21 protein-coding genes, 1 pseudogene and 1 riboswitch are annotated in these 26,255 nt (G+C 53.0%); of the genes and pseudogenes, 16 read left to right on the plus strand and 6 right to left on the minus strand.

Annotation, left to right across the window (positions count from 1 at the left end; all coding sequences use genetic code 11):
* From tuf to rpoC, 9 genes and pseudogenes are all read left to right on the plus strand, one after another.
* Positions 1–189: pseudogene (gene tuf, locus C7434_RS21455) on the plus strand (elongation factor Tu); the annotation flags it as partial.
* A 229-nt stretch (positions 190–418) separates the two neighbouring features.
* Positions 419–802, plus strand: a complete 384-nt coding sequence (gene secE, locus C7434_RS21460; RefSeq protein WP_006121494.1) for a preprotein translocase subunit SecE — start codon at positions 419–421, stop codon at positions 800–802.
* A 1-nt stretch (position 803) separates the two neighbouring features.
* Positions 804–1,349: a transcription termination/antitermination protein NusG gene (nusG, locus tag C7434_RS21465; protein ID WP_003848088.1), complete on the plus strand. Its 546-nt coding sequence runs from the start codon at positions 804–806 to the stop codon at positions 1,347–1,349.
* 145 nt (positions 1,350–1,494) lie between these two features.
* Positions 1,495–1,923, plus strand: a complete 429-nt coding sequence (gene rplK / locus C7434_RS21470; protein WP_006121495.1) for a 50S ribosomal protein L11 — start codon at positions 1,495–1,497, stop codon at positions 1,921–1,923.
* A gap of 3 nt (positions 1,924–1,926) precedes the next feature.
* A complete protein-coding gene (gene rplA / locus C7434_RS21475; RefSeq protein WP_006121496.1) occupies positions 1,927–2,631 on the plus strand; it encodes a 50S ribosomal protein L1 in 705 nt (234 codons plus the stop codon).
* Positions 2,632–3,052: 421 nt separating this feature from the next.
* On the plus strand, positions 3,053–3,550 hold the full coding sequence (rplJ, locus tag C7434_RS21480; RefSeq protein WP_003848098.1) for a 50S ribosomal protein L10: 498 nt from the start codon (positions 3,053–3,055) through the stop codon (positions 3,548–3,550).
* 63 nt (positions 3,551–3,613) lie between these two features.
* Entirely contained in the window at positions 3,614–3,976 is a 363-nt protein-coding gene (gene rplL, locus C7434_RS21485) for a 50S ribosomal protein L7/L12 (protein ID WP_006121499.1), read from the plus strand.
* Between the two features lie 330 nt (positions 3,977–4,306).
* Positions 4,307–8,335: a DNA-directed RNA polymerase subunit beta gene (gene rpoB / locus C7434_RS21490; RefSeq protein WP_033737970.1), complete on the plus strand. Its 4,029-nt coding sequence runs from the start codon at positions 4,307–4,309 to the stop codon at positions 8,333–8,335.
* A 119-nt stretch (positions 8,336–8,454) separates the two neighbouring features.
* Positions 8,455–12,678, plus strand: coding sequence for a DNA-directed RNA polymerase subunit beta' (rpoC, locus tag C7434_RS21495; protein WP_033737967.1), 4,224 nt, complete (start codon positions 8,455–8,457; stop codon positions 12,676–12,678).
* 176 nt (positions 12,679–12,854) lie between these two features.
* On the opposite strand, the gene C7434_RS21500 is transcribed toward rpoC, so the two are convergent.
* Complete coding sequence (locus tag C7434_RS21500) at positions 12,855–13,040, minus strand: DUF1127 domain-containing protein (protein WP_033737966.1); 186 nt, start codon at positions 13,038–13,040, stop codon at positions 12,855–12,857.
* A 174-nt stretch (positions 13,041–13,214) separates the two neighbouring features.
* Here C7434_RS21500 and C7434_RS21505 point away from each other — a divergent pair, with 174 nt between their 5' ends.
* Positions 13,215–14,753, plus strand: a complete 1,539-nt coding sequence (locus C7434_RS21505; protein WP_133745893.1) for a PLP-dependent aminotransferase family protein — start codon at positions 13,215–13,217, stop codon at positions 14,751–14,753.
* A 113-nt stretch (positions 14,754–14,866) separates the two neighbouring features.
* Here the strand turns inward: C7434_RS21505 and thiE are convergent, their stop codons facing one another.
* The 3 genes from thiE to C7434_RS21520 form a co-directional block, all read right to left on the minus strand.
* Positions 14,867–15,499, minus strand: a complete 633-nt coding sequence (thiE, locus tag C7434_RS21510) for a thiamine phosphate synthase (RefSeq protein ID WP_033737961.1) — start codon at positions 15,497–15,499, stop codon at positions 14,867–14,869.
* The gene (gene thiC, locus C7434_RS21515) at positions 15,500–17,422 is read right to left on the minus strand and encodes a phosphomethylpyrimidine synthase ThiC (RefSeq protein ID WP_033737960.1); all 1,923 of its coding nucleotides are present in this window, start codon (positions 17,420–17,422) and stop codon (positions 15,500–15,502) included.
* Between the two features lie 86 nt (positions 17,423–17,508).
* A riboswitch (TPP riboswitch) is annotated at positions 17,509–17,608 on the minus strand.
* Positions 17,609–17,740: 132 nt separating this feature from the next.
* The gene (locus tag C7434_RS21520; protein ID WP_033737958.1) at positions 17,741–18,244 is read right to left on the minus strand and encodes an Rsd/AlgQ family anti-sigma factor; all 504 of its coding nucleotides are present in this window, start codon (positions 18,242–18,244) and stop codon (positions 17,741–17,743) included.
* A 196-nt stretch (positions 18,245–18,440) separates the two neighbouring features.
* Here C7434_RS21520 and nudC point away from each other — a divergent pair, with 196 nt between their 5' ends.
* The 6 genes from nudC to C7434_RS21550 all read left to right on the plus strand — a co-directional run bounded on the left by nudC (position 18,441) and on the right by C7434_RS21550 (position 22,834).
* Positions 18,441–19,211, plus strand: coding sequence for an NAD(+) diphosphatase (gene nudC / locus C7434_RS21525; RefSeq protein ID WP_033737957.1), 771 nt, complete (start codon positions 18,441–18,443; stop codon positions 19,209–19,211).
* A 40-nt stretch (positions 19,212–19,251) separates the two neighbouring features.
* Positions 19,252–20,322 carry a uroporphyrinogen decarboxylase gene (gene hemE / locus C7434_RS21530; protein WP_033737956.1) on the plus strand — a complete coding sequence of 357 codons (1,071 nt, stop codon included), beginning with the start codon at positions 19,252–19,254 and terminating at the stop codon, positions 20,320–20,322.
* Positions 20,322–20,990, plus strand: coding sequence for a deoxyribonuclease V (gene nfi, locus C7434_RS21535; protein WP_033737954.1), 669 nt, complete (start codon positions 20,322–20,324; stop codon positions 20,988–20,990). Before hemE ends, nfi begins: the two co-directional genes overlap by 1 nt.
* A 62-nt stretch (positions 20,991–21,052) precedes the next feature.
* Complete coding sequence (locus C7434_RS21540) at positions 21,053–21,643, plus strand: YjaG family protein (RefSeq protein ID WP_006121510.1); 591 nt, start codon at positions 21,053–21,055, stop codon at positions 21,641–21,643.
* Positions 21,644–21,831: 188 nt separating this feature from the next.
* Positions 21,832–22,104, plus strand: a complete 273-nt coding sequence (gene hupA / locus C7434_RS21545) for a nucleoid-associated protein HU-alpha (protein ID WP_006121511.1) — start codon at positions 21,832–21,834, stop codon at positions 22,102–22,104.
* A gap of 67 nt (positions 22,105–22,171) precedes the next feature.
* Positions 22,172–22,834: a DUF1481 domain-containing protein gene (locus C7434_RS21550; RefSeq protein ID WP_133745894.1), complete on the plus strand. Its 663-nt coding sequence runs from the start codon at positions 22,172–22,174 to the stop codon at positions 22,832–22,834.
* Positions 22,835–22,872: 38 nt separating this feature from the next.
* On the opposite strand, the gene purD is transcribed toward C7434_RS21550, so the two are convergent.
* Both purD and purH read right to left on the minus strand, forming a co-directional pair.
* Positions 22,873–24,153: a phosphoribosylamine--glycine ligase gene (gene purD / locus C7434_RS21555; protein ID WP_033737950.1), complete on the minus strand. Its 1,281-nt coding sequence runs from the start codon at positions 24,151–24,153 to the stop codon at positions 22,873–22,875.
* Between the two features lie 16 nt (positions 24,154–24,169).
* Positions 24,170–25,759, minus strand: a complete 1,590-nt coding sequence (purH, locus tag C7434_RS21560; protein ID WP_033737948.1) for a bifunctional phosphoribosylaminoimidazolecarboxamide formyltransferase/IMP cyclohydrolase — start codon at positions 25,757–25,759, stop codon at positions 24,170–24,172.
* Positions 25,760–26,255 lie beyond the last annotated feature (496 nt).

Consider the following 26,255-nt stretch of genomic DNA (forward strand, 5'->3'; position numbering starts at 1 on the left):
TTCCGTACCACTGACGTGACCGGTTCAGTAGAGCTGCCAGAAGGCGTTGAAATGGTTATGCCAGGCGACAACATCAAAATGGTTGTTACCCTGATCCACCCAATCGCAATGGACGAAGGTCTGCGCTTCGCAATCCGCGAAGGTGGCCGTACCGTTGGCGCGGGCGTTGTTGCCAAAGTTATCGCTTAATTACCGATAATATTTGACGCAATGCACATGGAAAGGGCATCATTTGATGCCCTTTTTGTACGCTGTTTTATAGAACCTGACTCATCAGTGATTTTGCACCATAATCATTGCTGAGACAGGCTCTGTTATGCGGCGCTGGATACCGAGTTACGCCCCAAAAGCTCATTCGGTTTGGATGCCTCGCGATGCGGGGCAGAATAGTTTCTGAATTATTGTGGCAGGTTGGTTTATGAGTGCGAATACCGAAGCTCAAGGGAGCGGGCGCGGCCTCGAAGCGCTGAAATGGGTAGTGGTAGTCTTATTACTGCTTGCGGCGATCGTAGGTAACTACCTCTATCGTGATGTGACGTTACCTCTGCGTGCGTTGGCTGTTGTTATTTTGATTGCAGCAGCAGGCGGCATTGCGCTTTTAACGACCAAAGGCAAAGCGACCGTAGCCTTTGCACGTGAAGCAAGAACCGAAATGCGCAAGGTTATCTGGCCAACCCGCCAGGAGACACTGCATACCACGTTAATCGTTGCCGCGGTCACTGCCGTGATGTCACTGATTTTGTGGGGGCTGGATGGCATTCTGGTCCGTCTGGTATCGTTTATCACTGGCCTGAGGTTCTGAGATGTCTGAAGCTCCAAAAAAACGCTGGTACGTCGTGCAGGCGTTTTCCGGTTTTGAAGGCCGCGTAGCACAGTCGCTGCGTGAGCACATCAAATTGCACAACATGGAAGAGCTGTTTGGCGACGTCATGGTGCCGACTGAAGAAGTGGTCGAGATCCGTGGTGGTCAACGCCGTAAAAGCGAACGTAAATTCTTCCCAGGCTACGTTCTGGTTCAGATGGTAATGAATGATGCCAGCTGGCACCTCGTTCGCAGCGTGCCACGCGTAATGGGTTTCATCGGTGGTACTTCTGACCGCCCTGCGCCAATCAGCGATAAAGAAGTTGATGCGATCATGAACCGCCTGCAGCAGGTAGGTGACAAGCCACGTCCGAAAACGCTGTTCGAACCGGGCGAAATGGTACGCGTCAACGATGGTCCGTTTGCCGACTTTAACGGCGTGGTCGAAGATGTCGATTATGAGAAGAGTCGTCTGACTGTTTCGGTCTCCATCTTTGGACGTGCAACACCTGTCGAACTCGACTTCGGTCAGGTGGAGAAAGGCTAACCTTTCTTTCACTATTTGGCTGTTGCAGCAGGCGCGAAATTAAACTATAATTTCGCGCCTTTTGTTTTTATGCGCTGGCAACAGCGTGTAAATCGTTACCACGGGGAGCCTTTTAAAGGCGCTATAACCCAATTGAGGAATTATCATGGCTAAGAAAGTACAAGCCTACGTCAAGCTGCAGGTTGCAGCTGGTATGGCGAACCCAAGTCCACCAGTTGGTCCAGCTCTGGGTCAGCAGGGTGTTAACATCATGGAATTCTGTAAAGCGTTTAACGCCAAAACAGAATCACTGGAAAAAGGCCTGCCTACTCCAGTTGTTATCACCGTATACAGCGACCGTTCTTTCACCTTCATTACCAAAACGCCTCCGGCTGCCGTTCTGCTGAAAAAAGCAGCGGGCATCAAGTCTGGTTCTGGTAAGCCGAACAAAGATAAAGTCGGTAAAGTGACTCGTGCTCAGGTACGTGAAATCGCAGAAACTAAAGCTGCGGACATGACTGGTTCTGACGTTGAAGCGATGACTCGCTCAATCGAAGGTACTGCTCGTTCCATGGGCCTGGTAGTAGAGGACTAAGAAATGGCAAAGCTGACCAAGCGCATGAGCGTTATTCGCGACAAAGTTGACGCGACTAAGCAGTACGATATTGCTGAAGCAATCGCATTACTGAAAGAGCTGGCTACCGCTAAGTTCGTAGAAAGCGTAGACGTTGCTGTTAACCTCGGCATCGACGCTCGTAAATCTGACCAGAACGTGCGCGGCGCGACCGTTCTGCCACACGGTACAGGTCGTTCTGTACGTGTAGCCGTCTTCACCCAGGGCGCAAACGCTGAAGCTGCTAAAGCAGCTGGCGCTGAGCTGGTAGGTATGGAAGATCTGGCTGAGCAGATCAAGAAAGGCGAAATGAACTTTGACGTTGTTATTGCATCTCCAGATGCAATGCGCGTTGTTGGCCAGTTAGGCCAGGTTCTGGGTCCACGTGGCCTGATGCCAAACCCGAAAGTCGGTACTGTAACCCCGAACGTTGCTGAAGCGGTTAAGAACGCTAAAGCAGGTCAGGTTCGTTATCGTAACGACAAAAACGGCATCATCCACACTACCATCGGTAAAGTGGACTTCGATGCTGACAAACTGAAAGAAAACCTGGAATCTCTGCTGGTTGCGCTGAAAAAAGCAAAACCTGCTCAGGCGAAAGGCGTGTACATCAAGAAAGTCAGCATCTCTACCACCATGGGCGCCGGCGTTGCCGTTGACCAGGCTGGTCTGAGCGCAGCGGCAAACTAATTGCTGCTTGAAACGGGCGAAAAATTCACCTAGAATCTTACGCCCGTTGTTCTGCATTCATGCAGATGTCATCGTGAGTAAGTCAGATTGTGCGAATGCAGCGACTGAGTCAGTCGCCTGAAACACAGTAAAGTGTTCAGCAGGCCTTATAAAGGCTGTCAGTGCAAGGCAATCTGAGCCACGATGTACAGCCGAATTTTAGGTTGGAGCCAGGCCTTATCCTGGCCTCCGTCCAAGACCGCAGGAGCTGCACATTTTCGGATGTAATGCTTAATACCCTGCGTAGACGGTGACAGAACCAAAAGAATTTTTCTTTACTGGATTCTGCTCACCGTGTAATAGCGCTTATTTTCCTTCGGGCGAATAAGTGAAGTGAGTTCCGGGGAAATCCATCCCCGGTCAAATCCAGGAGCTAAAGCTAATGGCATTAAATCTTCAAGACAAACAAGCGATTGTTGCTGAAGTCAGCGAAGTAGCCAAAGGTGCGCTTTCAGCGGTTGTTGCGGATTCTCGTGGCGTTACCGTTGATAAAATGACCGAACTGCGTAAAGCAGGTCGTGAAGCTGGCGTTTACATGCGTGTTGTTCGTAACACCCTGCTGCGCCGCGTCGTTGAAGGTACTCAGTTCGAGTGCCTGAAAGACACGTTTGTTGGTCCGACCCTGATTGCATATTCTATGGAACACCCGGGCGCTGCTGCTCGTCTGTTCAAAGATTTCGCGAAAGCGAATGCAAAATTTGAGGTCAAAGCTGCAGCCTTTGAAGGTGAGCTGATCACGGCGGCCAATATTGACCGTCTGGCAACGCTGCCGACCTACGAAGAAGCACTGGCACGTCTGATGTCGACCATGAAAGAAGCCGCTGCCGGCAAACTGGTTCGCACTCTGGCTGCTGTTCGCGATGCAAAAGAAGCGGCTTAAGGCCTCTCTTTTCTTCGTACTTGCTAACGTATAAACTTTTTCTGATTCTTAGGAACAATTGTTATGTCTATCACTAAAGACCAAATTCTGGAAGCCGTTGCCGCTATGTCCGTAATGGAAGTAGTTGAGCTGGTTTCTGCTATGGAAGAAAAATTCGGCGTTTCTGCTGCTGCTGCTGTAGCTGTTGCTGCTGGCCCAGCTGAAGCTGTTGAAGAGAAAACTGAATTCGACGTTATCCTGAAAGCTGTTGGCGCGAACAAAGTTGCAGTAATCAAAGCTGTTCGTACCGCAACTGGTCTGGGCCTGAAAGAAGCCAAAGATCTGGTTGAAGCAACTGGCGTGATCAAAGAAGGCATCAGCAAAGATGACGCAGCTGCACTTGAAGCTGCTCTGAAAGAAGCTGGCGCTGAAGTTGAAGTTAAGTAAGACAACCCTCGGGTTGCAGTCTGAGTAATATCAGACTGATGGCTGGTGACTTTTTGGTCACCAGCCTTTTTGCGCTCCAGGGCCTCAATGGGGTTTCGCACTGTTTGTCCATTGTTGCTCTTCAATATCTTTCTCTATCGACGACTTAATATACTGCTTTCCTGTGCGGGTTCCCTGCCCACGCTGAAGCAATGAAATGATTTAAGCGTGATAGAAAGAGGTATTGCACACACTGCCGGGCAGTGCGTGAATCAAACAAAATCGTGTTGCATGAACTGTCCTGTCAGGACGGACAGCGTGGGTCGACTTGTCAGCTAGCTGAGGAACCCTATGGTTTACTCCTATACCGAGAAAAAACGTATTCGTAAGGATTTTGGTAAACGTCCACAAGTTTTGGACATACCTTATCTCCTTTCTATCCAGCTTGATTCGTTTCAGAAGTTTATCGAGCAAGATCCAGAAGGTCAGTACGGACTGGAAGCTGCCTTCCGCTCTGTATTCCCTATCGCGAGCTACAGCGGCAACTCTGAGTTGCAGTATGTCAGCTATCGCTTAGGTGAACCTGTCTTTGACGTGAAAGAATGTCAGATCCGTGGCGTGACCTACTCGGCACCGCTGCGCGTCAAACTGCGTCTGGTGATCTATGAGCGCGAAGCGCCAGAAGGCACAGTAAAAGACATTAAAGAACAAGAAGTCTACATGGGTGAAATTCCACTCATGACAGACAACGGTACCTTTGTTATCAACGGTACTGAGCGTGTTATCGTTTCTCAGCTGCATCGTAGTCCTGGCGTATTCTTTGACAGCGATAAGGGTAAAACCCACTCATCGGGTAAAGTGCTGTATAACGCACGTATCATTCCTTACCGTGGTTCATGGCTGGACTTCGAGTTTGACCCGAAAGACAACCTTTTCGTCCGTATTGACCGTCGTCGTAAGCTGCCGGCCAGTATCATCCTGCGCGCACTGCATTACACCACTGCTGAAATCCTCGATATCTTCTTCGAGAAAGTGGTGTATGAAATCCGTGACAACAAGCTGCAGATGGAACTGGTGCCAGAGCGCCTGCGTGGTGAAACCGCGACCTTCGATATCGAATCGAACGGCACGGTCTACGTTGAGAAAGGGCGTCGCATCACTGCGCGTCACATTCGTCAGCTCGAAAAAGACGGTATCCAGCACATTGAAGTGCCTGTTGAATATATTGCAGGCAAAGTGGTCTCTAAAGATTATATCGATGAGAACACCGGTGAACTGATTATCGCAGCAAACATGGAGCTGTCGCTGGATCTGCTGGCCAAGCTGAGCCAGGCGGGTCACAAGCGTATCGAAACGCTGTTCACCAACGATCTGGATCACGGCCCTTATATCTCCGAGACCCTGCGCGTCGACCCAACCAACGATCGCCTGAGCGCGCTGGTTGAGATTTACCGCATGATGCGTCCTGGTGAGCCACCTACGCGTGAAGCAGCAGAGAACCTGTTCGAGAACCTGTTCTTCTCTGAAGATCGTTACGATCTTTCTGCTGTCGGCCGCATGAAGTTCAACCGTTCATTGCTGCGTGATGAAATCGAAGGTTCAGGTATCCTGAGCAAAGAAGACATCATCGAAGTGATGAAAAAGCTGATCGACATCCGTAACGGTAAAGGCGAAGTGGACGATATCGACCACCTCGGTAACCGTCGTATTCGTTCAGTGGGTGAAATGGCGGAAAACCAGTTCCGCGTCGGCCTGGTCCGTGTTGAGCGTGCAGTGAAAGAGCGTCTTTCTCTGGGCGACCTCGACACATTGATGCCTCAGGACATGATCAACGCCAAGCCTATTTCGGCGGCGGTGAAAGAGTTCTTTGGTTCAAGCCAGCTGTCCCAGTTTATGGATCAGAACAACCCGTTGTCAGAGATTACGCACAAGCGTCGTATCTCTGCTCTCGGCCCGGGTGGTTTAACCCGTGAGCGTGCCGGCTTCGAAGTGCGTGACGTACACCCAACGCACTACGGTCGTGTCTGCCCAATCGAAACCCCTGAAGGTCCGAACATCGGTCTGATCAACTCCTTGTCTGTATATGCGCAGACGAACGAGTACGGTTTCCTGGAAACCCCTTATCGTCGCGTGATCGACGGTGTGGTTTCTGATGAAATTCATTACCTGTCTGCCATCGAAGAAGGTAACTATGTCATCGCTCAGGCGAACACCAATCTGTCAGAAGAAGGTGCGTTCGTTGATGACCTGGTGACCTGCCGTAGCAAAGGTGAATCGAGTCTGTTCAGCCGCGATCAGGTTGACTACATGGACGTTTCGACCCAACAGGTTGTTTCCGTCGGTGCATCACTGATCCCGTTCCTGGAACACGATGATGCTAACCGCGCCCTGATGGGTGCGAACATGCAACGTCAGGCCGTTCCTACACTGCGTGCCGATAAGCCGCTGGTAGGGACCGGTATGGAGCGCGCGGTTGCCGTTGACTCCGGTGTTACCGCTGTGGCGAAACGTGGCGGTACCGTTCAGTACGTTGATGCATCACGTATCGTTATCAAAGTTAACGAAGACGAAATGTATCCGGGCGAAGCGGGCATCGACATCTACAACCTGACCAAATACACCCGTTCTAACCAGAACACCTGTATCAACCAGATGCCATGTGTATCTCTGGGCGAGCCAGTTGAGCGTGGTGATGTGCTGGCTGATGGCCCGTCTACCGATCTCGGTGAACTGGCGCTGGGTCAGAACATGCGCGTCGCGTTCATGCCGTGGAACGGTTACAACTTCGAAGACTCCATCTTAGTCTCCGAGCGCGTGGTGCAGGAAGATCGCTTCACGACCATCCACATTCAGGAACTGGCCTGTGTGTCTCGCGACACCAAGCTGGGGCCAGAAGAGATTACCGCTGACATCCCGAACGTGGGTGAGGCTGCACTCTCTAAACTGGATGAATCCGGTATCGTTTACATCGGTGCGGAAGTGACCGGTGGTGACATTCTGGTTGGTAAAGTGACGCCAAAAGGCGAAACCCAGCTGACACCAGAAGAGAAACTGCTGCGTGCGATCTTCGGTGAGAAAGCGTCTGACGTGAAAGACTCTTCTCTGCGCGTGCCTAACGGTGTTTCGGGTACGGTTATCGACGTTCAGGTCTTCACCCGCGATGGCGTGGAAAAAGACAAACGTGCGCTGGAAATCGAAGAGATGCAGCTGAAGCAGGCGAAGAAAGACCTGTCTGAAGAGCTGCAGATTCTGGAAGCGGGCCTGTTCAGCCGTATCCAGTCTGTCCTGATTTCTGGTGGCGTCGAAGCAGACAAACTGGACAAGCTGCCGCGTGAGCGTTGGCTGGAACTGGGTCTGACTGACGAAGCCAAGCAAAACCAGCTGGAACAGCTGGCAGAGCAGTACGACGAACTGAAGCACGAGTTTGAGAAAAAACTCGAAGGCAAGCGTCGTAAAATCACACAAGGCGATGATCTGGCACCAGGCGTGCTGAAAATCGTTAAGGTTTATCTGGCCGTTAAACGTCAGATTCAGCCTGGTGATAAGATGGCAGGTCGTCACGGTAACAAAGGTGTTATCTCGAAGATCAACCCAATCGAAGACATGCCTTACGATGAGAACGGTACGCCGGTCGATATCGTACTGAACCCGCTGGGCGTACCTTCACGTATGAACATCGGTCAGATCCTTGAGACGCACTTAGGGATGGCAGCGAAAGGTATCGGCGAGAAAATTAACGCGATGCTGAAGAAGCAGGAAGAAGTCGCCAAACTGCGCGAATTCATCCAGCGTGCTTACGATCTGGGCACAGATGTGCGTCAGAAAGTTGACCTGAATACCTTTAGTGATGACGAAGTTCTGCGTCTGGCTGAAAACCTGAAAAAAGGTATGCCGATCGCCACGCCGGTGTTTGATGGTGCGAAAGAGAGCGAAATCAAAGAGCTGTTAGAGCTCGGCGGTCTGCCTTCTTCCGGTCAGATTACCCTGTTTGATGGTCGCACTGGTGAGCAGTTCGAACGTCAGGTAACCGTTGGTTATATGTACATGCTGAAACTCAACCACCTGGTTGATGACAAGATGCACGCACGTTCTACCGGTTCCTACAGCCTCGTTACTCAGCAGCCGCTGGGTGGTAAGGCACAGTTCGGTGGTCAGCGCTTCGGTGAGATGGAAGTATGGGCACTGGAAGCATACGGTGCGGCATATACCCTTCAGGAAATGCTTACCGTTAAGTCTGATGACGTTAACGGCCGTACCAAGATGTATAAGAACATCGTGGATGGCAACCATCAGATGGAACCTGGCATGCCAGAATCGTTCAACGTACTGTTGAAAGAGATTCGCTCGCTGGGTATCAACATCGAGCTGGAAGACGAGTAACCCTCAGTAGCAGGCTTCGGCCTGTAAGCGCAGGGTTAACGCGCTCGCATTTGTACTGGTTATGGGGCGTTCAATTTCGGTTGGACGCCCCTGAGTCTCACTCCGACGGGAGCTAATCCGTGAAAGACTTACTTAAGTTTCTGAAAGCGCAAACTAAGACCGAAGAGTTTGATGCGATCAAAATTGCGCTGGCTTCGCCAGACATGATCCGTTCATGGTCTTTTGGTGAAGTTAAAAAGCCGGAAACCATTAACTACCGTACCTTCAAGCCAGAGCGTGACGGTCTTTTCTGTGCCCGTATTTTTGGACCGGTAAAAGATTACGAATGCCTGTGCGGTAAGTACAAGCGTTTAAAACATCGTGGCGTAATCTGCGAGAAGTGTGGCGTAGAAGTTACACAGACCAAAGTACGTCGTGAGCGCATGGGCCACATTGAGCTGGCATCACCGACTGCGCACATTTGGTTCCTGAAATCACTGCCATCGCGTATCGGCTTGCTGCTGGATATGCCGCTGCGTGATATCGAGCGCGTGCTGTACTTCGAATCTTATGTTGTGATCGAAGGCGGCATGACTAACCTGGAAAAACGTCAGATTCTGACGGAAGAGCAGTACCTTGACGCGCTGGAAGAGTTCGGTGACGAATTCGACGCGAAGATGGGTGCAGAAGCTATCCAGGCGCTGCTGAAAAATATGGATCTGGAGCAAGAGTGCGAGCAGCTGCGTGAAGAGCTGAACGAAACCAACTCCGAGACCAAGCGTAAAAAACTGACCAAGCGTATCAAGCTGCTGGAAGCGTTCGTTCAGTCTGGTAATAAGCCAGAGTGGATGATCCTGACCGTTCTGCCGGTTCTGCCGCCTGATCTGCGTCCGCTGGTACCGCTGGATGGTGGTCGTTTCGCTACGTCGGATCTGAACGATCTGTATCGTCGCGTGATCAACCGTAACAACCGTCTGAAACGCCTGCTGGATCTGGCTGCGCCAGATATCATCGTACGTAACGAAAAACGTATGCTGCAGGAAGCGGTTGATGCCCTGCTGGATAACGGTCGTCGCGGTCGTGCGATCACCGGTTCTAACAAGCGTCCTCTGAAATCTTTGGCCGATATGATCAAAGGTAAGCAGGGTCGTTTCCGTCAGAACCTGCTCGGTAAGCGTGTCGACTACTCCGGTCGTTCTGTTATTACCGTTGGTCCATACCTGCGTCTGCATCAGTGCGGTCTGCCGAAGAAAATGGCACTGGAGCTGTTCAAACCGTTCATCTACGGCAAGCTGGAACTGCGTGGCCTGGCCACCACCATCAAAGCCGCGAAGAAGATGGTTGAGCGTGAAGAAGCTGTCGTTTGGGATATCCTGGACGAAGTCATCCGCGAACACCCGGTCCTGCTGAACCGTGCACCAACGCTGCACCGTTTAGGTATCCAGGCCTTTGAACCGGTTCTGATCGAAGGTAAAGCAATCCAGCTTCACCCGCTGGTTTGTGCGGCCTATAACGCCGACTTCGATGGTGACCAGATGGCTGTTCACGTACCGCTGACGCTGGAAGCCCAGCTGGAAGCGCGTGCGCTGATGATGTCGACCAACAACATTCTGTCACCGGCGAACGGCGAGCCAATCATCGTTCCTTCACAGGACGTTGTACTGGGTCTGTACTACATGACCCGCGACAAAGTGAATGCCAAAGGTGAAGGCATGGTGCTGACCGGCCCGAAAGAAGCTGAGCGTGTTTATCGCGCTGGCCTGGCCGAGCTGCATGCGCGCGTTAAAGTGCGTATCACTGAGTACAGCAAAAACGAGCAGGATGAGTTCGTTGCGAAAACCAGCTTGATCGACACCACCATTGGTCGTTCGATTCTGTGGATGATCGTACCGAAAGGTCTGCCTTTCTCCATCGTCAACCAGGCGCTGGGTAAAAAGGCTATCTCTAAAATGCTGAACACCTGTTATCGCATTTTGGGCCTGAAGCCGACCGTTATCTTTGCTGACCAGACCATGTACACCGGTTTCGCCTACGCCGCCCGTTCAGGTGCGTCTGTTGGTATCGACGACATGGTTATCCCAGCCAAGAAAGTGGAAATCATCTCTGAAGCCGAAGCCGAAGTGGCCGAAATTCAGGAACAGTTCCAGTCTGGTCTGGTTACCGCCGGCGAACGTTACAACAAAGTCATCGATATCTGGGCTGCCGCGAACGAGCGCGTAGCGAAGGCGATGATGGAAAACCTCTCAACCGAGACCGTGATTAACCGTGACGGCGAAGAAGAGAAACAGGTTTCCTTTAACAGCATCTTTATGATGGCCGACTCCGGTGCGCGTGGTTCTGCTGCACAGATTCGTCAGCTGGCCGGTATGCGTGGTCTGATGGCTAAGCCAGATGGCTCCATCATTGAAACGCCTATCACCGCGAACTTCCGTGAAGGTCTGAACGTACTTCAGTACTTCATCTCGACGCACGGTGCACGTAAAGGTCTGGCAGATACCGCACTGAAAACCGCGAACTCCGGTTATCTGACGCGTCGTCTGGTTGACGTTGCGCAAGATCTGGTTGTCACCGAAGACGACTGTGGTACACACGAAGGCATCATGATGACGCCAGTCATCGAAGGTGGCGACGTGAAAGAGCCACTGCGTGAGCGCGTTCTGGGCCGTGTAACGGCAGAAGACGTTCTGAAGCCTGGCACGGCTGACATTCTGGTTCCACGTAACACACTGCTTGATGAGCACTGGTGTGACGTGCTGGAACTGAACTCAGTCGACAGCGTGAAGGTGCGTTCGGTTGTAGGTTGTGAAACCGACTTTGGTGTGTGTGCGCATTGCTATGGTCGCGACCTGGCACGTGGTCACATCATCAACAAAGGCGAAGCAATCGGTGTTATCGCAGCACAGTCAATCGGTGAGCCGGGTACACAGCTGACGATGCGTACGTTCCACATCGGTGGTGCGGCATCTCGTGCGGCAGCTGAATCCAGCATTCAGGTGAAGAACAAAGGTACCATCAAGCTGACCAATGCTAAGTCGGTAACGAACTCAGCAGGCAAGCTGGTGATCACCTCGCGTAACGTTGAACTGAAAATGATCGACGAATTTGGCCGTACGAAAGAGAGCTATAAAGTTCCTTACGGTGCGACCATGGCGAAAGGTGATGGTGAGCAGGTTGCTGCGGGTGAAACCGTTGCAAACTGGGATCCGCATACCATGCCAGTTATCACAGAAGTGGGCGGTTTCATTCGCTTCACCGACATGATCGACGGTCAGACCATTACGCGTCAGACTGATGACTTAACAGGTCTGTCATCGCTGGTGGTTCTGGACTCTGCAGAACGTACCTCAGGTGGTAAAGATCTGCGTCCGGCACTGAAAATCGTTGATGCCAACGGCAATGATGTTCTGATCCCAGGTACCGATATGCCTGCTCAGTACTTCCTGCCAGGTAAAGCGATTGTACAGCTGGAAGATGGCGTGAAGATCAGCTCGGGTGATACCCTGGCGCGTGTTCCGCAGGAATCTGGCGGTACCAAGGATATTACCGGTGGTCTGCCACGCGTTGCTGACCTGTTCGAAGCGCGTCGTCCGAAAGAGCCAGCAATCCTGGCGGAGATCAGCGGCATCATCTCCTTCGGTAAAGAAACCAAAGGTAAGCGTCGTCTGGTGATTACACCGCTGGATGGTAGCGATCCGTACGAAGAGATGATTCCGAAATGGCGTCAGCTGAACGTGTTCGAAGGTGAACGTGTTGAGCGCGGTGACGTGGTTTCCGATGGTCCAGAGTCACCACATGACATCCTGCGTTTACGTGGCGTGCATGCGGTTACCCGTTACATCACTAACGAAGTGCAGGAAGTTTACCGTCTGCAAGGCGTTAAGATTAACGATAAGCACATCGAAGTCATCGTTCGTCAGATGCTGCGTAAAGCTACTATCATGAGCGCGGGCAGCACCGAGTTCCTGGAAGGTGAGCAGGCTGAATTCTCTCGCATCAAGATCTCTAACCGTGAACTTGAAGCGAACGGAAAAGTTGGCGCAACCTTCGTACGTGACCTGCTGGGTATCACTAAAGCGTCACTGGCAACCGAATCGTTCATCTCTGCAGCATCGTTCCAGGAAACTACACGTGTCCTGACTGAAGCGGCAGTAGCAGGCAAGCGCGACGAACTGCGCGGTCTGAAAGAGAACGTGATCGTGGGTCGTTTGATCCCGGCCGGTACCGGTTACGCTTATCACCAGGATCGTATGCGTCGTCGTGCGGCAGGCGAAGTGCCAGCTGCACCGCAGGTGACTGCTGACGAAGCATCCGCAAGCCTGGCGGAGTTACTGAACGCGGGTCTTGGCGGTAACAACGACGAGTAATTGTCAAACGCCCGATAAAAAACCCTGCTCCGGCAGGGTTTTTTTTTTGCCTGCGAGATCAGGCTGTCTTGTACAGGCGGCACCGGCATTCATAACGCGTACTGTCGTGAAGAGTGTTTTCCGAAGTCCGTCCTGTTAACGAAATCGACTCACGCCTGTTTCCAGGCGAGCCGTAATTAAAAGCGTTTATTGATATCGCTTCTCTTTAACCCGATATCTTTCAGCGCACTGTCGCTCAGTCTGCATAAAATCATGCGGGTTTCGCGCCGACACTGCCAGCGACGAAAATGATGCCAGATAAAGCGAAACAGGCTGAGTGAAACTGCAAAGGGTTTAGCGCTACGATTTTCCTCATATCCCATGATCCTGCCCTCAGTAAGTAACCTGAGAAATATTTTCATGCAGATACAATTTCCAATACAGATGCACCCGAAGCAATTATTTAACATACAGATTGCCGTCAGCGTGGACTGAATGGTAGAAATACAGGCTGTCTGTACTGTTTTGTCGGGTCATCAACCTGGCTGAGGTCAATCATGACGCGCTATCAACATTTAGCCACATTGCTGGAAAAACGTATTGAACAGGGGTTGTACCAAAGTGGCGAGCGCCTGCCCTCCGTTCGGAGTTTGAGCGTCGAACATGGTGTCAGCATCAGCACGGTACAGCAGGCCTATTATCTGCTGGAGCAGAAACAGCTGATTATTCCGCAGGCGCGTTCCGGGTATTTTGTGGCGCCGCATAAGGCGATGCCACCCATTCCGGCCTTAACGCGTCCGGCGCAATATCCGGTGGAAATTACCCAGTGGGATGCGGTGCTTGACCTGCTTAACAGCCGCCGGGAACAGGATGTACTGCAACTGGGCAGCGGTATGCCGGATTTAACGCAGTCCACACTGAAACCTCTGTGGAAGGCGTTTAGCCGTCAGGCGCAGCAGCAGGAAAGCACGCTGCTGAATTACGACAACCTTTACGGTGTCGCCCGGCTGAGAGAACAAATTGCCCGGTTGATGATCGACAGCGGCTGCCAGCTGACCTCAGAAGATATTGTGATTACCACAGGCTGCCACGAAGCGCTGTCAGTGTCCGTGCGCGCAGTATGCCAGCCCGGCGATATCATTGCGGTCGAATCGCCGTCATTTCACGGCATCATGCAGACATTACGTGGGTTCGGCATTCGGGCCATTGAGATTCCGACCGATTCTGTAACGGGAATCAGCCTTGAAGCGCTGGAACTGGCCTTTGATCAGTGGCCGATCAAAGCGGTCGTCGTCGTCCCTAACTGCAACAATCCTCTTGGCTTTATCATGCCCGAAAAGCGCAAGCGCGCGCTGCTGAGTCTGGTACAGCGTTTTGATGCGGCGATCATTGAAGACGATGTTTATGGTGAGCTGGCCTGGGAGTACCCGCGGCCTTCATCCATTAAATCTCTGGATACAGAAGGACGCGTATTGCTGTGCAGCTCGTTTTCCAAAACGCTGGCACCGGGTTTACGTGTGGGCTGGGTGGCGCCCGGACGCTTCCGCGATCGTGTTTTGCATATGAAATACATTGTGACAGGTTCTACCGCCACTCAGCCTCAGCATGCCGTAGCTGACTTTATCCAGCAGGGCCATTACCAGACGCATCTTCGGCGGATGCGCCAGGTTTACCAGCGCAATTACGACACCTTTTCCTGCTGGGTACGGCATTACTTCCCTTGCGGTATCTGCGTCACGCGGCCTCAGGGCGGTTTTTTGATGTGGATTGAATTGCCTGAGGCATTTGATGCGGTGCAGCTCAACCACGAATTACGCAAATCAGGGATCCAGATTGCCGTAGGCTCGCTGTTTTCGGCCTCCGGAAAGTACCGTAACTGTCTGCGCCTGAATTACGCCTTGCCCTCAAGCAGTAAGATTGAACAGGCACTGGCCTTGACCGGTAAGGCTGTCGAGCGGGCGATGGCCGCCTGTGCGCATCAGCCGTCGGCTGACCTGTCCGCCGTTATCGATATCATTGCTTCAGGTAGTGAGAAGCAGGGCCAGAAAGAGGAGGGAACTGGCCCTGGTCAGGCCATCCCGGCCGGACGCCAGTGACTTTAAAGGACAGAAAAAAGCCGCGCCAGTCGCAATGTTCATTGCCGTGCGCGGCTTTCCAGTTTTTATCTGCCTGTTGCACCACGTGCGCGTTTATCTGCGCGACAGGGTGGTTAATGCCCGGATTCGGGCTCAACAAGCCGTAACAGCTCGCGGGTGGCCGCCCGCCAGTCCTCTGCCTGCGTAATGGCGCTCACCACGGCGATACTGCCGACACCAGTTTCCAGTACCGCCGGAACGCGATCAATGCTGATGCCGCCAATCGCCACGGTAGAGATCCCCTGCAACCGACTCAGATGGCGTTTAAGTTCAGACAAACCCTGCGGAGAAGAGGGCATCACCTTCGTCTGGGTAGGAAAGATATGTCCCAGCGCAATGTAGGAAGGACGCAGCGCCAGCGCCCGATCCAGCTCAGCATCATCGTGCGTGGAAATGCCCAGGCGCAAGCCTGCGTCCAGAATGCGCTGCACATTGGCAACGGCCAGATCTTCCTGCCCCAGATGAACGCCATAAGCCTTATGCTTAATCGCCAGCTGCCAGTAGTCATTAATAAACAGGCGCGCCTGGTAACGCTGACCTGTTGCGATAGCCTGGATGATGGTGGGTTCAACGATCTCATCTGGCAGATCCTTAATCCGCAGCTGAATCGTGCGCACCCCGGCATCCAGTAAGCGTTCGATCCATTCGACGCTGTCGACCACCGGATACAGCCCTAATCGCGGCGCGGTAGCGGGAAAGGCGTTCATTTACTCCTCCTTAATCGCTGTGGCGGGATGATAGAGTTCACCGCCCCGTTCACGGAAATGATCAGACATCTGCGCCATGCCAACCTCAATAGCCTGCGCTTCCGCTTCCTGTCTGGCAGCATAGTCACGCACTTCCTGCGTGATCTTCATTGAGCAAAACTTAGGGCCGCACATTGAACAGAAGTGGGCGACTTTACCCGATTCCTGTGGCAACGTTTCATCGTGATAGGCCCGGGCTGTATGAGGATCCAGCGCCAGATTGAACTGATCTTCCCAGCGAAATTCGAAGCGCGCTTTCGACATGGCGTTGTCGCGGATCTGCGCCCCCGGATGGCCTTTGGCCAGATCGGCAGCATGCGCGGCGATCTTGTAGGTGATTAATCCCTGTTTCACATCCTCTTTGTTTGGCAGGCCAAGATGCTCCTTCGGCGTGACGTAACACAACATCGCGCAGCCAAACCAGCCAATCATGGCGGCACCGATGCCAGAGGTAAAATGATCGTAGCCCGGCGCAATGTCGGTCGTCAGTGGGCCCAGAGTATAAAACGGCGCTTCATGGCAATGTTCCAGCTGCTCTGTCATGTTGCGACGGATCATCTGCATCGGGATATGGCCGGGGCCTTCGATCATCACCTGTACGTCATATTCCCAGGCTATTTTTGTCAGTTCACCCAGCGTGTGCAGCTCAGCGAACTGTGCTTCGTCGTTGGCGTCCTGAATCGATCCGGGGCGTAATCCGTCGCCCAGTGACAAAGCGATATCGTAGGCTGCGCAAATTTCACAGATGTCGCGGAAGTGTTCATAGAGAAAGCTCTCTTTGTGATGAGACAGGCACCACTTCGCCATAATGGAGCCACCACGGGACACAATACCGGTCAGGCGTTTTGCAGTCATAGGAACGTAGCGCAGCAGCACACCCGCATGGATAGTAAAATAATCCACGCCCTGTTCGGCCTGCTCCAGTAACGTATCGCGGAAAATGTCCCAGTTCAGGTTTTCAGCCACACCGTTGACCTTCTCCAGTGCCTGATAAATCGGAACAGTGCCGATGGGAACAGGACTATTACGTAGAATCCATTCACGGGTTTCATGAATATAGCGTCCGGTCGACAGATCCATGACCGTGTCCGCGCCCCAGCGTGTGGACCAGACCAGCTTTTCTACTTCTTCTTCAATAGACGAGGTCACCGCTGAGTTACCAATGTTGGCATTCACCTTCACCAGAAAGTTGCGTCCAATGATCATCGGTTCGGATTCGGGATGGTTGATATTGGCCGGAATAATGGCGCGGCCAGCGGCCACTTCCTGGCGTACAAACTCGGGGGTAATGTTTTCGGGCAGATGGGCACCAAAGCTGTGGCCCGGATGCTGTTGCAGCAGTACCTCACCACGAATGCGCTCACGGCCCATGTTCTCCCTGATGGCGATGAACTCCATCTCTGGCGTGATGATTCCCCGACGCGCGTAATGTAACTGGGTCACACAGCGGCCGGCTTTAGCACGGCGCGGCGTTGGCAGATGTTCAAAGCGCAGGTGATCCAGTCCGTCATCAGCCAGTCGCTGCTGCGTATACGCCGAGCTAATCTGCGTCAGTTTTTCGCTGTCGTCGCGCTCTTCAATCCAGCGAGCACGCAGTTTATCCAGTCCGCGATGCACGTCGATTTTTGCTGCCGGATCGCCATAGGCACCGGCGGTGTCATAAACCGGCACAGGCTCATTTTCCTGGTAAACGGGCTCATCTTTACTGCCGCCGGTCAATGTAGGGCTAAGCTGGATTTCGCGCATGGGGACACGAATGTCGTCACGACTGCCGGTCAGCCAGATACGTTTTGAGTTGGGAAAGGCACTGCCACCCTGCAGGGAATCAATGAATTCCTGTGCCTGAGCACGTTGTTCGCGACGGGTCGTTTTCGTAGTAGACATAGCAATATTCCAGTAAGTGGGAAGGTTGCTTGTCCGGAGTTCGGAAGGAGTAACGGCACAGCGGGCACCCTGAGTGCGGCGTACCGTAAAAATTTACTCTTGTTCCCTTCGCAGGTTCTAACCTGATCAGGTTCCGCGGATCCCGAATTAACGGTCTCAGCCCAATGGGCACTCCGACAAGATTTGGTTTAACGGTTAATCAGGTCCCGCAAGGACGTGCAACCGTCAAACCCTGACAACATAAAACAGATGTTTTAAAGCCCACTCAGCATAAGGGGGCTTTTTATGAATCACAAGTTATTTACATTTGCGGCACTGTTAAGCAGGGCGGGCAATTTCACTGTCGTTCGCCACAGGCGGAGTCAGGTGATTGTCCCATGCCATTTGGATAAGCTTGTCTTCAAGGGTAAAACGCGCTTCAAGAGCTTCGCCGACTTCTGACAAGGCGTGCTGAAACGTCACATAGTTGTCGTCGTCGATGGCCTGTTGCAGGTGGCCGTCATACAGCTGCATCAACTGCTCGGTATTGGCTTCCAGCGACGGGTAAATCTGCGCTGCAGCCAGCAGCGGACTGGTGCCGTCCATCTCTGCAATCAAACGCTGGTAAAGGCTAAAGTGACCGGATGAAAGATAATCGACCAGCGTGTGGCAAAAGTTATCCAGTGCCTGCTCGTCCAGGCGAGTCAGCGCTTCTTTTTTCGGCTTGATGCCGACCAAATGGTAATAAGAAACCAACAGCTGGCGGCGAGCTGCCAGCCATGAATCTACCAGTTCATTACTGCCACCTACGCGTTGGGTCAGAACGTCTAACTGGTTAAGCATAGTTAACTCCGTATGCGTTATGCACCTTCATATTTCAGATTAGCGATGCGCCAATTGCGCTTGTTCTCCGCGAACCTGTCGGGATAAATAAGCGTGCTGTCGTCTTGCAACCAGAATTATTTGGGTATAGTTGTTCATCTACACACTTAACATCGGGACTTCAGCGTGCGGGTTGACGCTAAGGATGACGAAATAAATGCAATGCGAAATTTCAAGCGTAGACGCTGGATGGTGGATTGTCAGTAGTGAACAGAAAATTTGGTTACCGCAAGGCGATTTACCTCACGGAAACGCACAGCAGTTTGGCCTTACCGGGCACCAGGGGCGCGTGATTGGCGAATGGCAGGGAGAGAAGGTCTGGCTGATTTGTGAAACGCGTTCGTCAGATATGTTGTCGTTGCGCCAGTTACTCAACGAAGATCCGGGCCTGTTTCAGCTGGCCGGGCGCGGTGTGCAGTTAGCAGAGTTTTACCGATCCCATCGCTGGTGCGGCTATTGTGGTCATGAGATGCATGCCAGTAAACGCGAATTTGCCTGCCTGTGTAGCCATTGCCGTGAACGTTATTACCCACAAATTGCGCCCTGTATTATCGTTGCTATCCGCCGTGGAGATGAGATCCTGCTGGCCAACCATGCGCGTCATCGTAATAACATTTACACTGTGCTGGCCGGGTTCGTTGAAGTCGGTGAGACCATTGAACAGGCGGTTGCACGCGAAGTGATGGAAGAGAGCAACGTGCGCGTGAAGAATGTCCGTTATGTCACTTCCCAGCCCTGGCCTTTCCCGCAGTCCTTAATGATGGCCTTTATGGCGGAGTATGACGGCGGCGACTTACAGCACGACGGTAAAGAGCTGTTGGATGCCGGATGGTTCCGTTTTGATGCGCTGCCTTTACTGCCTCCACCTGGCACCGTTGCCCGTCGATTAATTGAAGATACCGTTGCCCTCTGCCGCGCTGAGGCGTGAGAGTGCTACACTACTCGCTTGATACCGAGAGAGTCCTGACATGAGTGAACTGAAGAACGACCGTTATTTGCGCGCCCTGTTACGCCAGCCTGTCGATGTTACCCCCGTATGGATGATGCGCCAGGCCGGACGATATTTGCCGGAATATAAAGCCACGCGTGCCCAGGCGGGCGACTTTATGTCGCTGTGTAAGAATGCCGAGCTGGCCTGCGAAGTCACCCTGCAACCATTGCGTCGCTACAAGCTCGATGCGGCCATCCTCTTTAGTGATATTCTCACCATTCCTGATGCGATGGGATTAGGGCTGTACTTCGAAACGGGGGAAGGTCCATGCTTTTCAAACCCCGTAACCTGCCGTGCCGATGTCGATCGCCTGCCTGTTCCCGATCCTGAACAGGAACTGGGTTACGTGATGAATGCCGTACGGACCATCCGTAAGAACCTTAATGGTGAGGTGCCCTTAATTGGTTTTTCAGGCAGTCCGTGGACGCTGGCAACCTATATGGTAGAAGGCGGCAGTAGTAAGGCCTTCACCAAAATTAAAAAAATGATGTACGCCGAACCTGCCACATTGCATGCCATGCTGGATAAGCTGGCCGACAGCGTTATTCTCTATCTTAACGCTCAGATCCGCGCCGGGGCGCAGTCAGTCATGGTGTTTGACACCTGGGGCGGCGCATTGAGTGGCCGCGATTATCGCGAGTTCTCGCTGTATTACATGCATAAAATCGTCGACAGCGTACTGCACGAAAACGAAGCCCGTCGTGTGCCGATCACGCTGTTTACTAAAGGCGGCGGTCAGTGGCTTGAGGCCATGGCTGAAACAGGCTGCGATGCACTGGGCCTGGACTGGACTATCGACATCAGTGAGGCCCGCCGTCGTGTCGGGCATAAAGTCGCCTTACAGGGCAATATGGATCCCTCCATGCTGTACGCACCACCGGCCCGTATCGAGCAGGAAGTGGCCAGTATTCTGGACGGTTTCGGCAAAGGTGAAGGCCACGTATTCAATCTGGGACATGGTATCCATCAGGATGTACCGCCAGAGCATGCCGGCGTCTTCGTTGAGGCGGTGCACCGCCTTTCCCGCCAGTATCATCAGGAGTCATAATGGATATTGCTGCACTTCGTGCGGAGCAACAACAGCGTGCCGCAGACGTCGTGCGGCAGGACGATTTTGATGTGCTGCCGCCACGCTTTATTGGTGGCGCAGACGTCGGGTTTGAACAGGAAGGTGCGGTCACGCGCGCGGCGCTGGTTATTCTTGAATACCCGTCGCTGAAGCTGGTGGAGCATCGTATCGCGCGCATCGAGACGACTATGCCGTACATTCCTGGCTTTCTCTCTTTCCGGGAATATCCCGCCTTGCTGGCGGCATGGAATATGCTGGAGCAGAAGCCTGACCTGTTGTTTGTCGACGGTCACGGCATTTCGCATCCGCGTCGGCTCGGTGTGGCGTCACACTTTGGACTGATGGTCGATGTTCCCACCATCGGTGTCGCCAAAAAGCGTTTGTGCGGACGGTTTGAGCCGCTGGACGAGACTCCCGGCAGTCGCCAGCCGTTAATGGATAAAGGGGAGCAAATTGGCTGGGTATGGCGCAGCAAGGTACGCTGTAATCCGCTGTTTGTGGCCACCGGGCATCGCGTCAGCCTGGACAGTGCCCTCGATTGGGTTGAAAAGTGTACTCAGGGCTACCGTTTACCGGAACCGACGCGCTGGGCAGATGCTGTCGCATCACGCCGACCTGCATTTCTGCGCTGGCAAAACGCGCTTTAGCACTGTTTGTAGGGCGCTTTTGCGTTACACTGCGGCCAGCGAAACGAATAAGAGCTCTGTGTATGTTACAAAACCCTGTGCATTTGCGTCTGGCAAAGCTGGAAAGCTGGCAACATCTGACGTTTATGGCTTGCCTGTGCGAGCGCATGTATCCTAATTACATGGCTTTTTGCCAGCAAACTGCGTTTGCCGATCCTGCGCTTTACCGCCGGATTCTCGATCTGATTTGGGAAACGCTGACGGTGAAAGATGCAAAGATCAACTTCGACAGTCAACTGGAAAAGCTCGAAGCTGCGATTCCGGATGGCGATGATTTTGAGGTCTACGGCGTGTATCCGGCCATCGATGCCTGTGTGGCATTAAGTGAAGTGCTGCACGCCCTGTTAAGTGGCGAAACGCTTGAACATGCGATTGAAGTCAGCAAGACCTCCATCACCACCGTGGCCATTCTGGAAATGACTCAGGCAGGTCGCGAAATGACCGATGAAGAGCTGCGGGAAAACCCGGCTGTCATCGACGAATGGGACCTGCAATGGGAGATTTTTCGCCTGCTCGCAGACTGTGAAGAGCGAGACCTTGAATTGATAAAAGGTCTGCGATCCGACCTGCGCGAGGCGGGAATTAGTAACATCGGTATAAAAATTCAGCAATAAGGCGAGAAAACGTGACTTCAGGCCTTAATTAGCGCGCCTGGAGGCTTCACATCAGCCCCCTGTCTGGTCTACATTTGGGGGGCTGAAAATTGTGGCTATCGGTGCGTGCAGGCTGAAGAGTGCCCGAAGTTGGCTTTTCCCTCGCACTCGTTGCTTAGCAAGCGATAAATACACTTTAAGGATAACTTATGAACAAGACTCAACTGATTGATGTGATCGCAGAAAAAGCTGACCTGTCTAAAACCCAGGCCAAGGCAGCGCTGGAATCTACTCTGGCTGCAATCACTGAGTCTCTGAAAGAGGGTGATGCTGTACAACTGGTTGGTTTTGGTACTTTTAAAGTGAACCACCGCGCTGAGCGTACCGGTCGTAACCCACAGACTGGCAAAGAAATCAAAATCGCTGCGGCAAACGTACCTGCATTCGTGTCTGGTAAAGCTCTGAAAGACGCCGTCAAGTAAGACGTCGCATAGCGGTAAAGTTTTAAACAGGGGCGATTTCGCCCCTTTTGTTTAAGGGCCAGCCACCATGACTACGCTGCTTCAGCGCTTTTCTGCCCTGCTTCTCTCCTCACTGATTATCGGGTGCAGTTCCACCCCCGACATTCCCGCCTTTTCCGCCAGTGGTTATCTGGCCGACCGTGGCAGTGTGCGTATCTGGCGTAAGAATACGGATCATCAGTCTGTGCATATTCGTACGCTGTATAACCCGTTTAACAGCGAAAAAAGCGAAACGACAGACTACCGCTGGCTGGGCGATCATCTGGTCAGCGTTGAGCGTCAGGTGAAAGGCGCGCCTCCCGACGATGTCACCCTGCGATTTGACCAGAATGGCAGTCTTAACTTTATGCAGCGCCAGCTTGCTACTCAACGTGAAGCGGTCAGCCCTGATACGGTGGAACTTTATAAGTTTGACGCGCAACGTATGCGGGACGTCAGCGATGCGCTCTTAAGCGGTCGGGTGTTTCTGAAGCAGGGGCACTGGGCAGGGGGCAATGTCGTGGAGACCTGTGACGGTCAAAAGGTGACGTCAGCGTTTGACAGTGAGGCATGGCAGACGCTCACGCATTACCGCCGTCATTCCGCTGGTCCCTTGATGGTTTCATGGCTGGAAGCGCCGGAAGGCGTTCAACTGTTGCGGGTCAGCCACAAAGACGAATGTGCAGATGAGCCCAAAGAGGCGGATTTCTGAGGCATGAAAAAGGGGCACAACGTGTGCCCCTGTCATCGTTACTGGCGACCAATGGCGCGATAGCCGATATCGCGGCGGCAGAAACTGCCTTGCCAGGAAATCGGCTGAGCAAGCGCATAAGCGCGCTTCTGCGCAGCGGCAACGTCATCGCCTAACGCGGTGACGCACAACACACGTCCACCGTTAGTCAGTACGCGGTCGCCTTCCAGACGTGTACCGGCATGGAAAACTTTGCCGTCAGCCGCTTCTTCCTGCGGCAAACCGTGAATCAGTTCGCCGTTCGCGTAGGGGCCAGGGTAGCCACCTGCCGCCAGCACCACACCCAGCGAAGGGCGGGGATCCCATTGTGAGTCTTTTTGATCGAGCTTGCCTTCACAGGCAGCCAGACAGAGATCCACCAAATCCGATTGCAGGCGCAGCATAATGGGCTGCGTTTCCGGATCGCCGAAACGGCAGTTGAATTCGATCACTTTTGGCTGACCGGTCTTATCGATCATCAGCCCGGCATATAAGAAGCCTGTGTAGACATTCCCTTCTGCTGCCATGCCACGTACGGTTGGCCAGATGACCTGGTCCATGACGCGCTGGTGGATTTCATCCGTCACCACTGGTGCAGGAGAGTAAGCGCCCATACCGCCGGTGTTTGGCCCTGTATCCCCATCGCCGACGCGTTTGTGATCCTGACTGGTGGCCATCGGCAGGACATTCTCGCCATCGACCATCACGATAAAACTGGCTTCTTCACCGTCCAGGAACTCTTCAATCACAATACGGTGCCCGGCGTCACCAAAGGCGTTGCCCGCCAGCATATCCTGCACCGCGTTTTCGGCTTCCTGCAACGTCATGGCCACAATGACACCTTTACCGGCAGCCAGGCCATCGGCTTTGATGACAATGGGCGCCCCTTTTTCACGCAGATAGGCCAGCGCAGGGGCGACCTCGGTGAAATTATGGTATTCGGCAGTGGGGATGTTGTGACGCGCAAGGAAGTCTTTCGTGAACGCTTTCGAACCTTCCAGCTGTGCGGCAGCCTGAGTCGGACCAAAGATTTTTAAGCCGGCGGCACGGAATGCATCAACCACGCCAATCACCAGCGGCGCTTCGGGTCCAACGATAGTGAGATCGATCTGTTCACGTTGCGCAAAGGCAAGTAATGCCGGGATATCTGTTGGGGAAATATCGACGTTCTGTAAAGCCGGTTCCAGCGCCGTACCTGCATTACCAGGGGCGACAAAAACGGCCGTTGCCAGCGGCGACTGGGCGGCTTTCCAGGCCAGGGCATGTTCACGTCCGCCGTTACCGATGATTAAAATTTTCATAAAACGCTCCACAGAATTAATGACGGAAGTGACGCATATCAGTAAAGATCATGGCAATACCGTGTTCATCGGCAGCTGCAATCACTTCGTCGTCGCGGATAGAGCCGCCTGGCTGAATGACACAGCTCACGCCCACGGCTGCAGCGGCATCAATACCATCACGGAATGGGAAGAACGCATCGGAAGCCATCGCAGAACCTTTAACTTCGAGACCTTCATCACCCGCTTTGATGCCCGCAATTTTGGCAGAATAGACGCGGCTCATCTGGCCCGCACCTATGCCAATAGTCATATTGTCGCGTGCATAGACAATGGCGTTGGACTTAACGAATTTAGCCACTTTCCAGCAGAACAGAGCATCACGCAGTTCCTGTTCAGAAGGCTGACGCTTGCTGACGACACGCAACTGGCTGGCATCGACCATCCCGAGATCGCGATCCTGAACCAGCAGACCACCATTCACCCGTTTGAAATCCAGCGCGGCGACACGGCCCTGCCATTCACCACATACCAGTACACGAACGTTTTGTTTCGTCGCCGTGATTTTCAGGGCCGCTTCGGTCGCCGAAGGGGCGATGATCACTTCAACAAACTGCCGGCTGATAATGGCCTGTGCGGTCGCCTCGTCCAGTTCACGGTTAAACGCAATAATACCGCCAAATGCAGAGGTAGGATCGGTCTGGTAAGCGCGCTCGTAAGCCGCCAGAATGGACTCGCCGACGGCCACGCCGCAAGGATTAGCATGCTTTACAATGACGCACGCGGGCTCAGCGAATTCTTTTACGCACTCCAGTGCTGCATCGGTATCCGCAATGTTGTTATAAGACAGTGCTTTGCCCTGCACCTGCTCGGCGGTAGCGACAGAGGCCTCCTGTACATTTTCTTCTATATAGAAGGCGGCATCCTGATGGCTGTTCTCGCCATAACGCATATCCTGCTTTTTAACGAAGTTAAGATTGAGGGTGCGTGGGAAGCGTCCTGCCGGCTGCTCAGTTTCACCATGGTAGGCGGGAACCATGCTACCGAAGTAGTTGGCGATCATGCTGTCGTACGCAGCGGTGTGTTCAAACGCTTTGATTGCCAGGTCAAAACGGGTTTCCAGCGTCAGTGAGTTTTGGTTAGCGTCCAGCTCGGCGATGATGGCCGGGTAGTCGCTGCTCTTTACCACAATCGCCACATCTTTGTGGTTCTTGGCCGCCGAGCGCACCATGGTTGGGCCACCAATATCAATGTTCTCTACGGCATCTTCCAGTGAGCAGTCTGGCTTCGCGACGGTTTGTGCAAAGGGATAAAGGTTAACGACCACCATATCGATAGGGTTGATAGCGTGCTGCGCCATTACCGCATCATCTTGTCCGCGACGTCCCAGAATGCCGCCATGGACCTTCGGGTGCAGCGTTTTAACGCGTCCATCCATCATTTCCGGGAAACCGGTATAGTCAGACACTTCGATGACGGGGAGCCCTGCCTCTGCCAGCAGACGTGCGGTGCCGCCTGTAGAGAGCAGCTCAACACCACGTTGGGAGAGTGCCTGAGCAAATTCGAGGATGCCGGCTTTATCAGAAACACTGAGCAGGGCGCGGCGTAAAGGACGAGGTTGTTGCATGGTGGTTTTATCCCTTGGCTTTGATTCGCGTAAATAAGAGCGTTACATCAAGTTTGCGAGCTTTCTTCCTCTTTATAGAGAAGTGAAAACGCGAAAACTTCAGGTAACGCCCCGAAAAGGGGCATCCATAGCGTTGCGGGGGCATTGTAGCGAAAACGTTTGCGTGATGCTCGTCTAAATTTGTACGTAACAGGAATGTGGATAACTTTGTGTGTAACTGCGTATAAGGCGGGCTTTTGCTGTGGAATGCAGCGAACAGTCATTTTTATTGAATTTAGCCCTTGTCAGCCTGCGAGAACTCCCTATAATGCGCCTCCATCGACACGGCACAACGGCTTACGGAATGCGGTGTTGAGAGGGTCAGGCAACTGAGCCGCCGGAGAAAAACTTCTGAAAAAGAAGTTGACTCTGAAGGAGGAAAGCGTAATATACGCCACCTCGCAACAGACGGTTAACCCGCTGGTTGCACTGCTCTTTAACAATTTATCAGACAATC

It is taken from the genome of Pantoea sp. PNA 14-12, assembly GCF_004364735.1.
Classification (GTDB): Bacteria; Pseudomonadota; Gammaproteobacteria; order Enterobacterales; family Enterobacteriaceae; genus Pantoea; species Pantoea stewartii.

Coding starts and splice junctions, on each gene's coding strand:
- purH (WP_033737948.1), bottom strand. CDS start 25,759: ATGCAACAACCTCGTCCTTTACGCCGCGCCCTGCTCAGTGTTTCTGAT.
- C7434_RS21550 (WP_133745894.1), top strand. CDS start 22,172: ATGACTACGCTGCTTCAGCGCTTTTCTGCCCTGCTTCTCTCCTCACTG.
- nfi (WP_033737954.1), top strand. CDS start 20,322: ATGGATATTGCTGCACTTCGTGCGGAGCAACAACAGCGTGCCGCAGAC.
- nusG (WP_003848088.1), top strand. CDS start 804: ATGTCTGAAGCTCCAAAAAAACGCTGGTACGTCGTGCAGGCGTTTTCC.
- hupA (WP_006121511.1), top strand. CDS start 21,832: ATGAACAAGACTCAACTGATTGATGTGATCGCAGAAAAAGCTGACCTG.
- secE (WP_006121494.1), top strand. CDS start 419: ATGAGTGCGAATACCGAAGCTCAAGGGAGCGGGCGCGGCCTCGAAGCG.
- rplJ (WP_003848098.1), top strand. CDS start 3,053: ATGGCATTAAATCTTCAAGACAAACAAGCGATTGTTGCTGAAGTCAGC.
- thiC (WP_033737960.1), bottom strand. CDS start 17,422: ATGTCTACTACGAAAACGACCCGTCGCGAACAACGTGCTCAGGCACAG.
- C7434_RS21520 (WP_033737958.1), bottom strand. CDS start 18,244: ATGCTTAACCAGTTAGACGTTCTGACCCAACGCGTAGGTGGCAGTAAT.
- rplL (WP_006121499.1), top strand. CDS start 3,614: ATGTCTATCACTAAAGACCAAATTCTGGAAGCCGTTGCCGCTATGTCC.
- purD (WP_033737950.1), bottom strand. CDS start 24,153: ATGAAAATTTTAATCATCGGTAACGGCGGACGTGAACATGCCCTGGCC.
- rplA (WP_006121496.1), top strand. CDS start 1,927: ATGGCAAAGCTGACCAAGCGCATGAGCGTTATTCGCGACAAAGTTGAC.
- thiE (WP_033737961.1), bottom strand. CDS start 15,499: ATGAACGCCTTTCCCGCTACCGCGCCGCGATTAGGGCTGTATCCGGTG.
- rplK (WP_006121495.1), top strand. CDS start 1,495: ATGGCTAAGAAAGTACAAGCCTACGTCAAGCTGCAGGTTGCAGCTGGT.
- rpoB (WP_033737970.1), top strand. CDS start 4,307: ATGGTTTACTCCTATACCGAGAAAAAACGTATTCGTAAGGATTTTGGT.
- C7434_RS21540 (WP_006121510.1), top strand. CDS start 21,053: ATGTTACAAAACCCTGTGCATTTGCGTCTGGCAAAGCTGGAAAGCTGG.
- hemE (WP_033737956.1), top strand. CDS start 19,252: ATGAGTGAACTGAAGAACGACCGTTATTTGCGCGCCCTGTTACGCCAG.
- nudC (WP_033737957.1), top strand. CDS start 18,441: ATGCAATGCGAAATTTCAAGCGTAGACGCTGGATGGTGGATTGTCAGT.
- C7434_RS21505 (WP_133745893.1), top strand. CDS start 13,215: ATGACGCGCTATCAACATTTAGCCACATTGCTGGAAAAACGTATTGAA.
- C7434_RS21500 (WP_033737966.1), bottom strand. CDS start 13,040: ATGGGATATGAGGAAAATCGTAGCGCTAAACCCTTTGCAGTTTCACTC.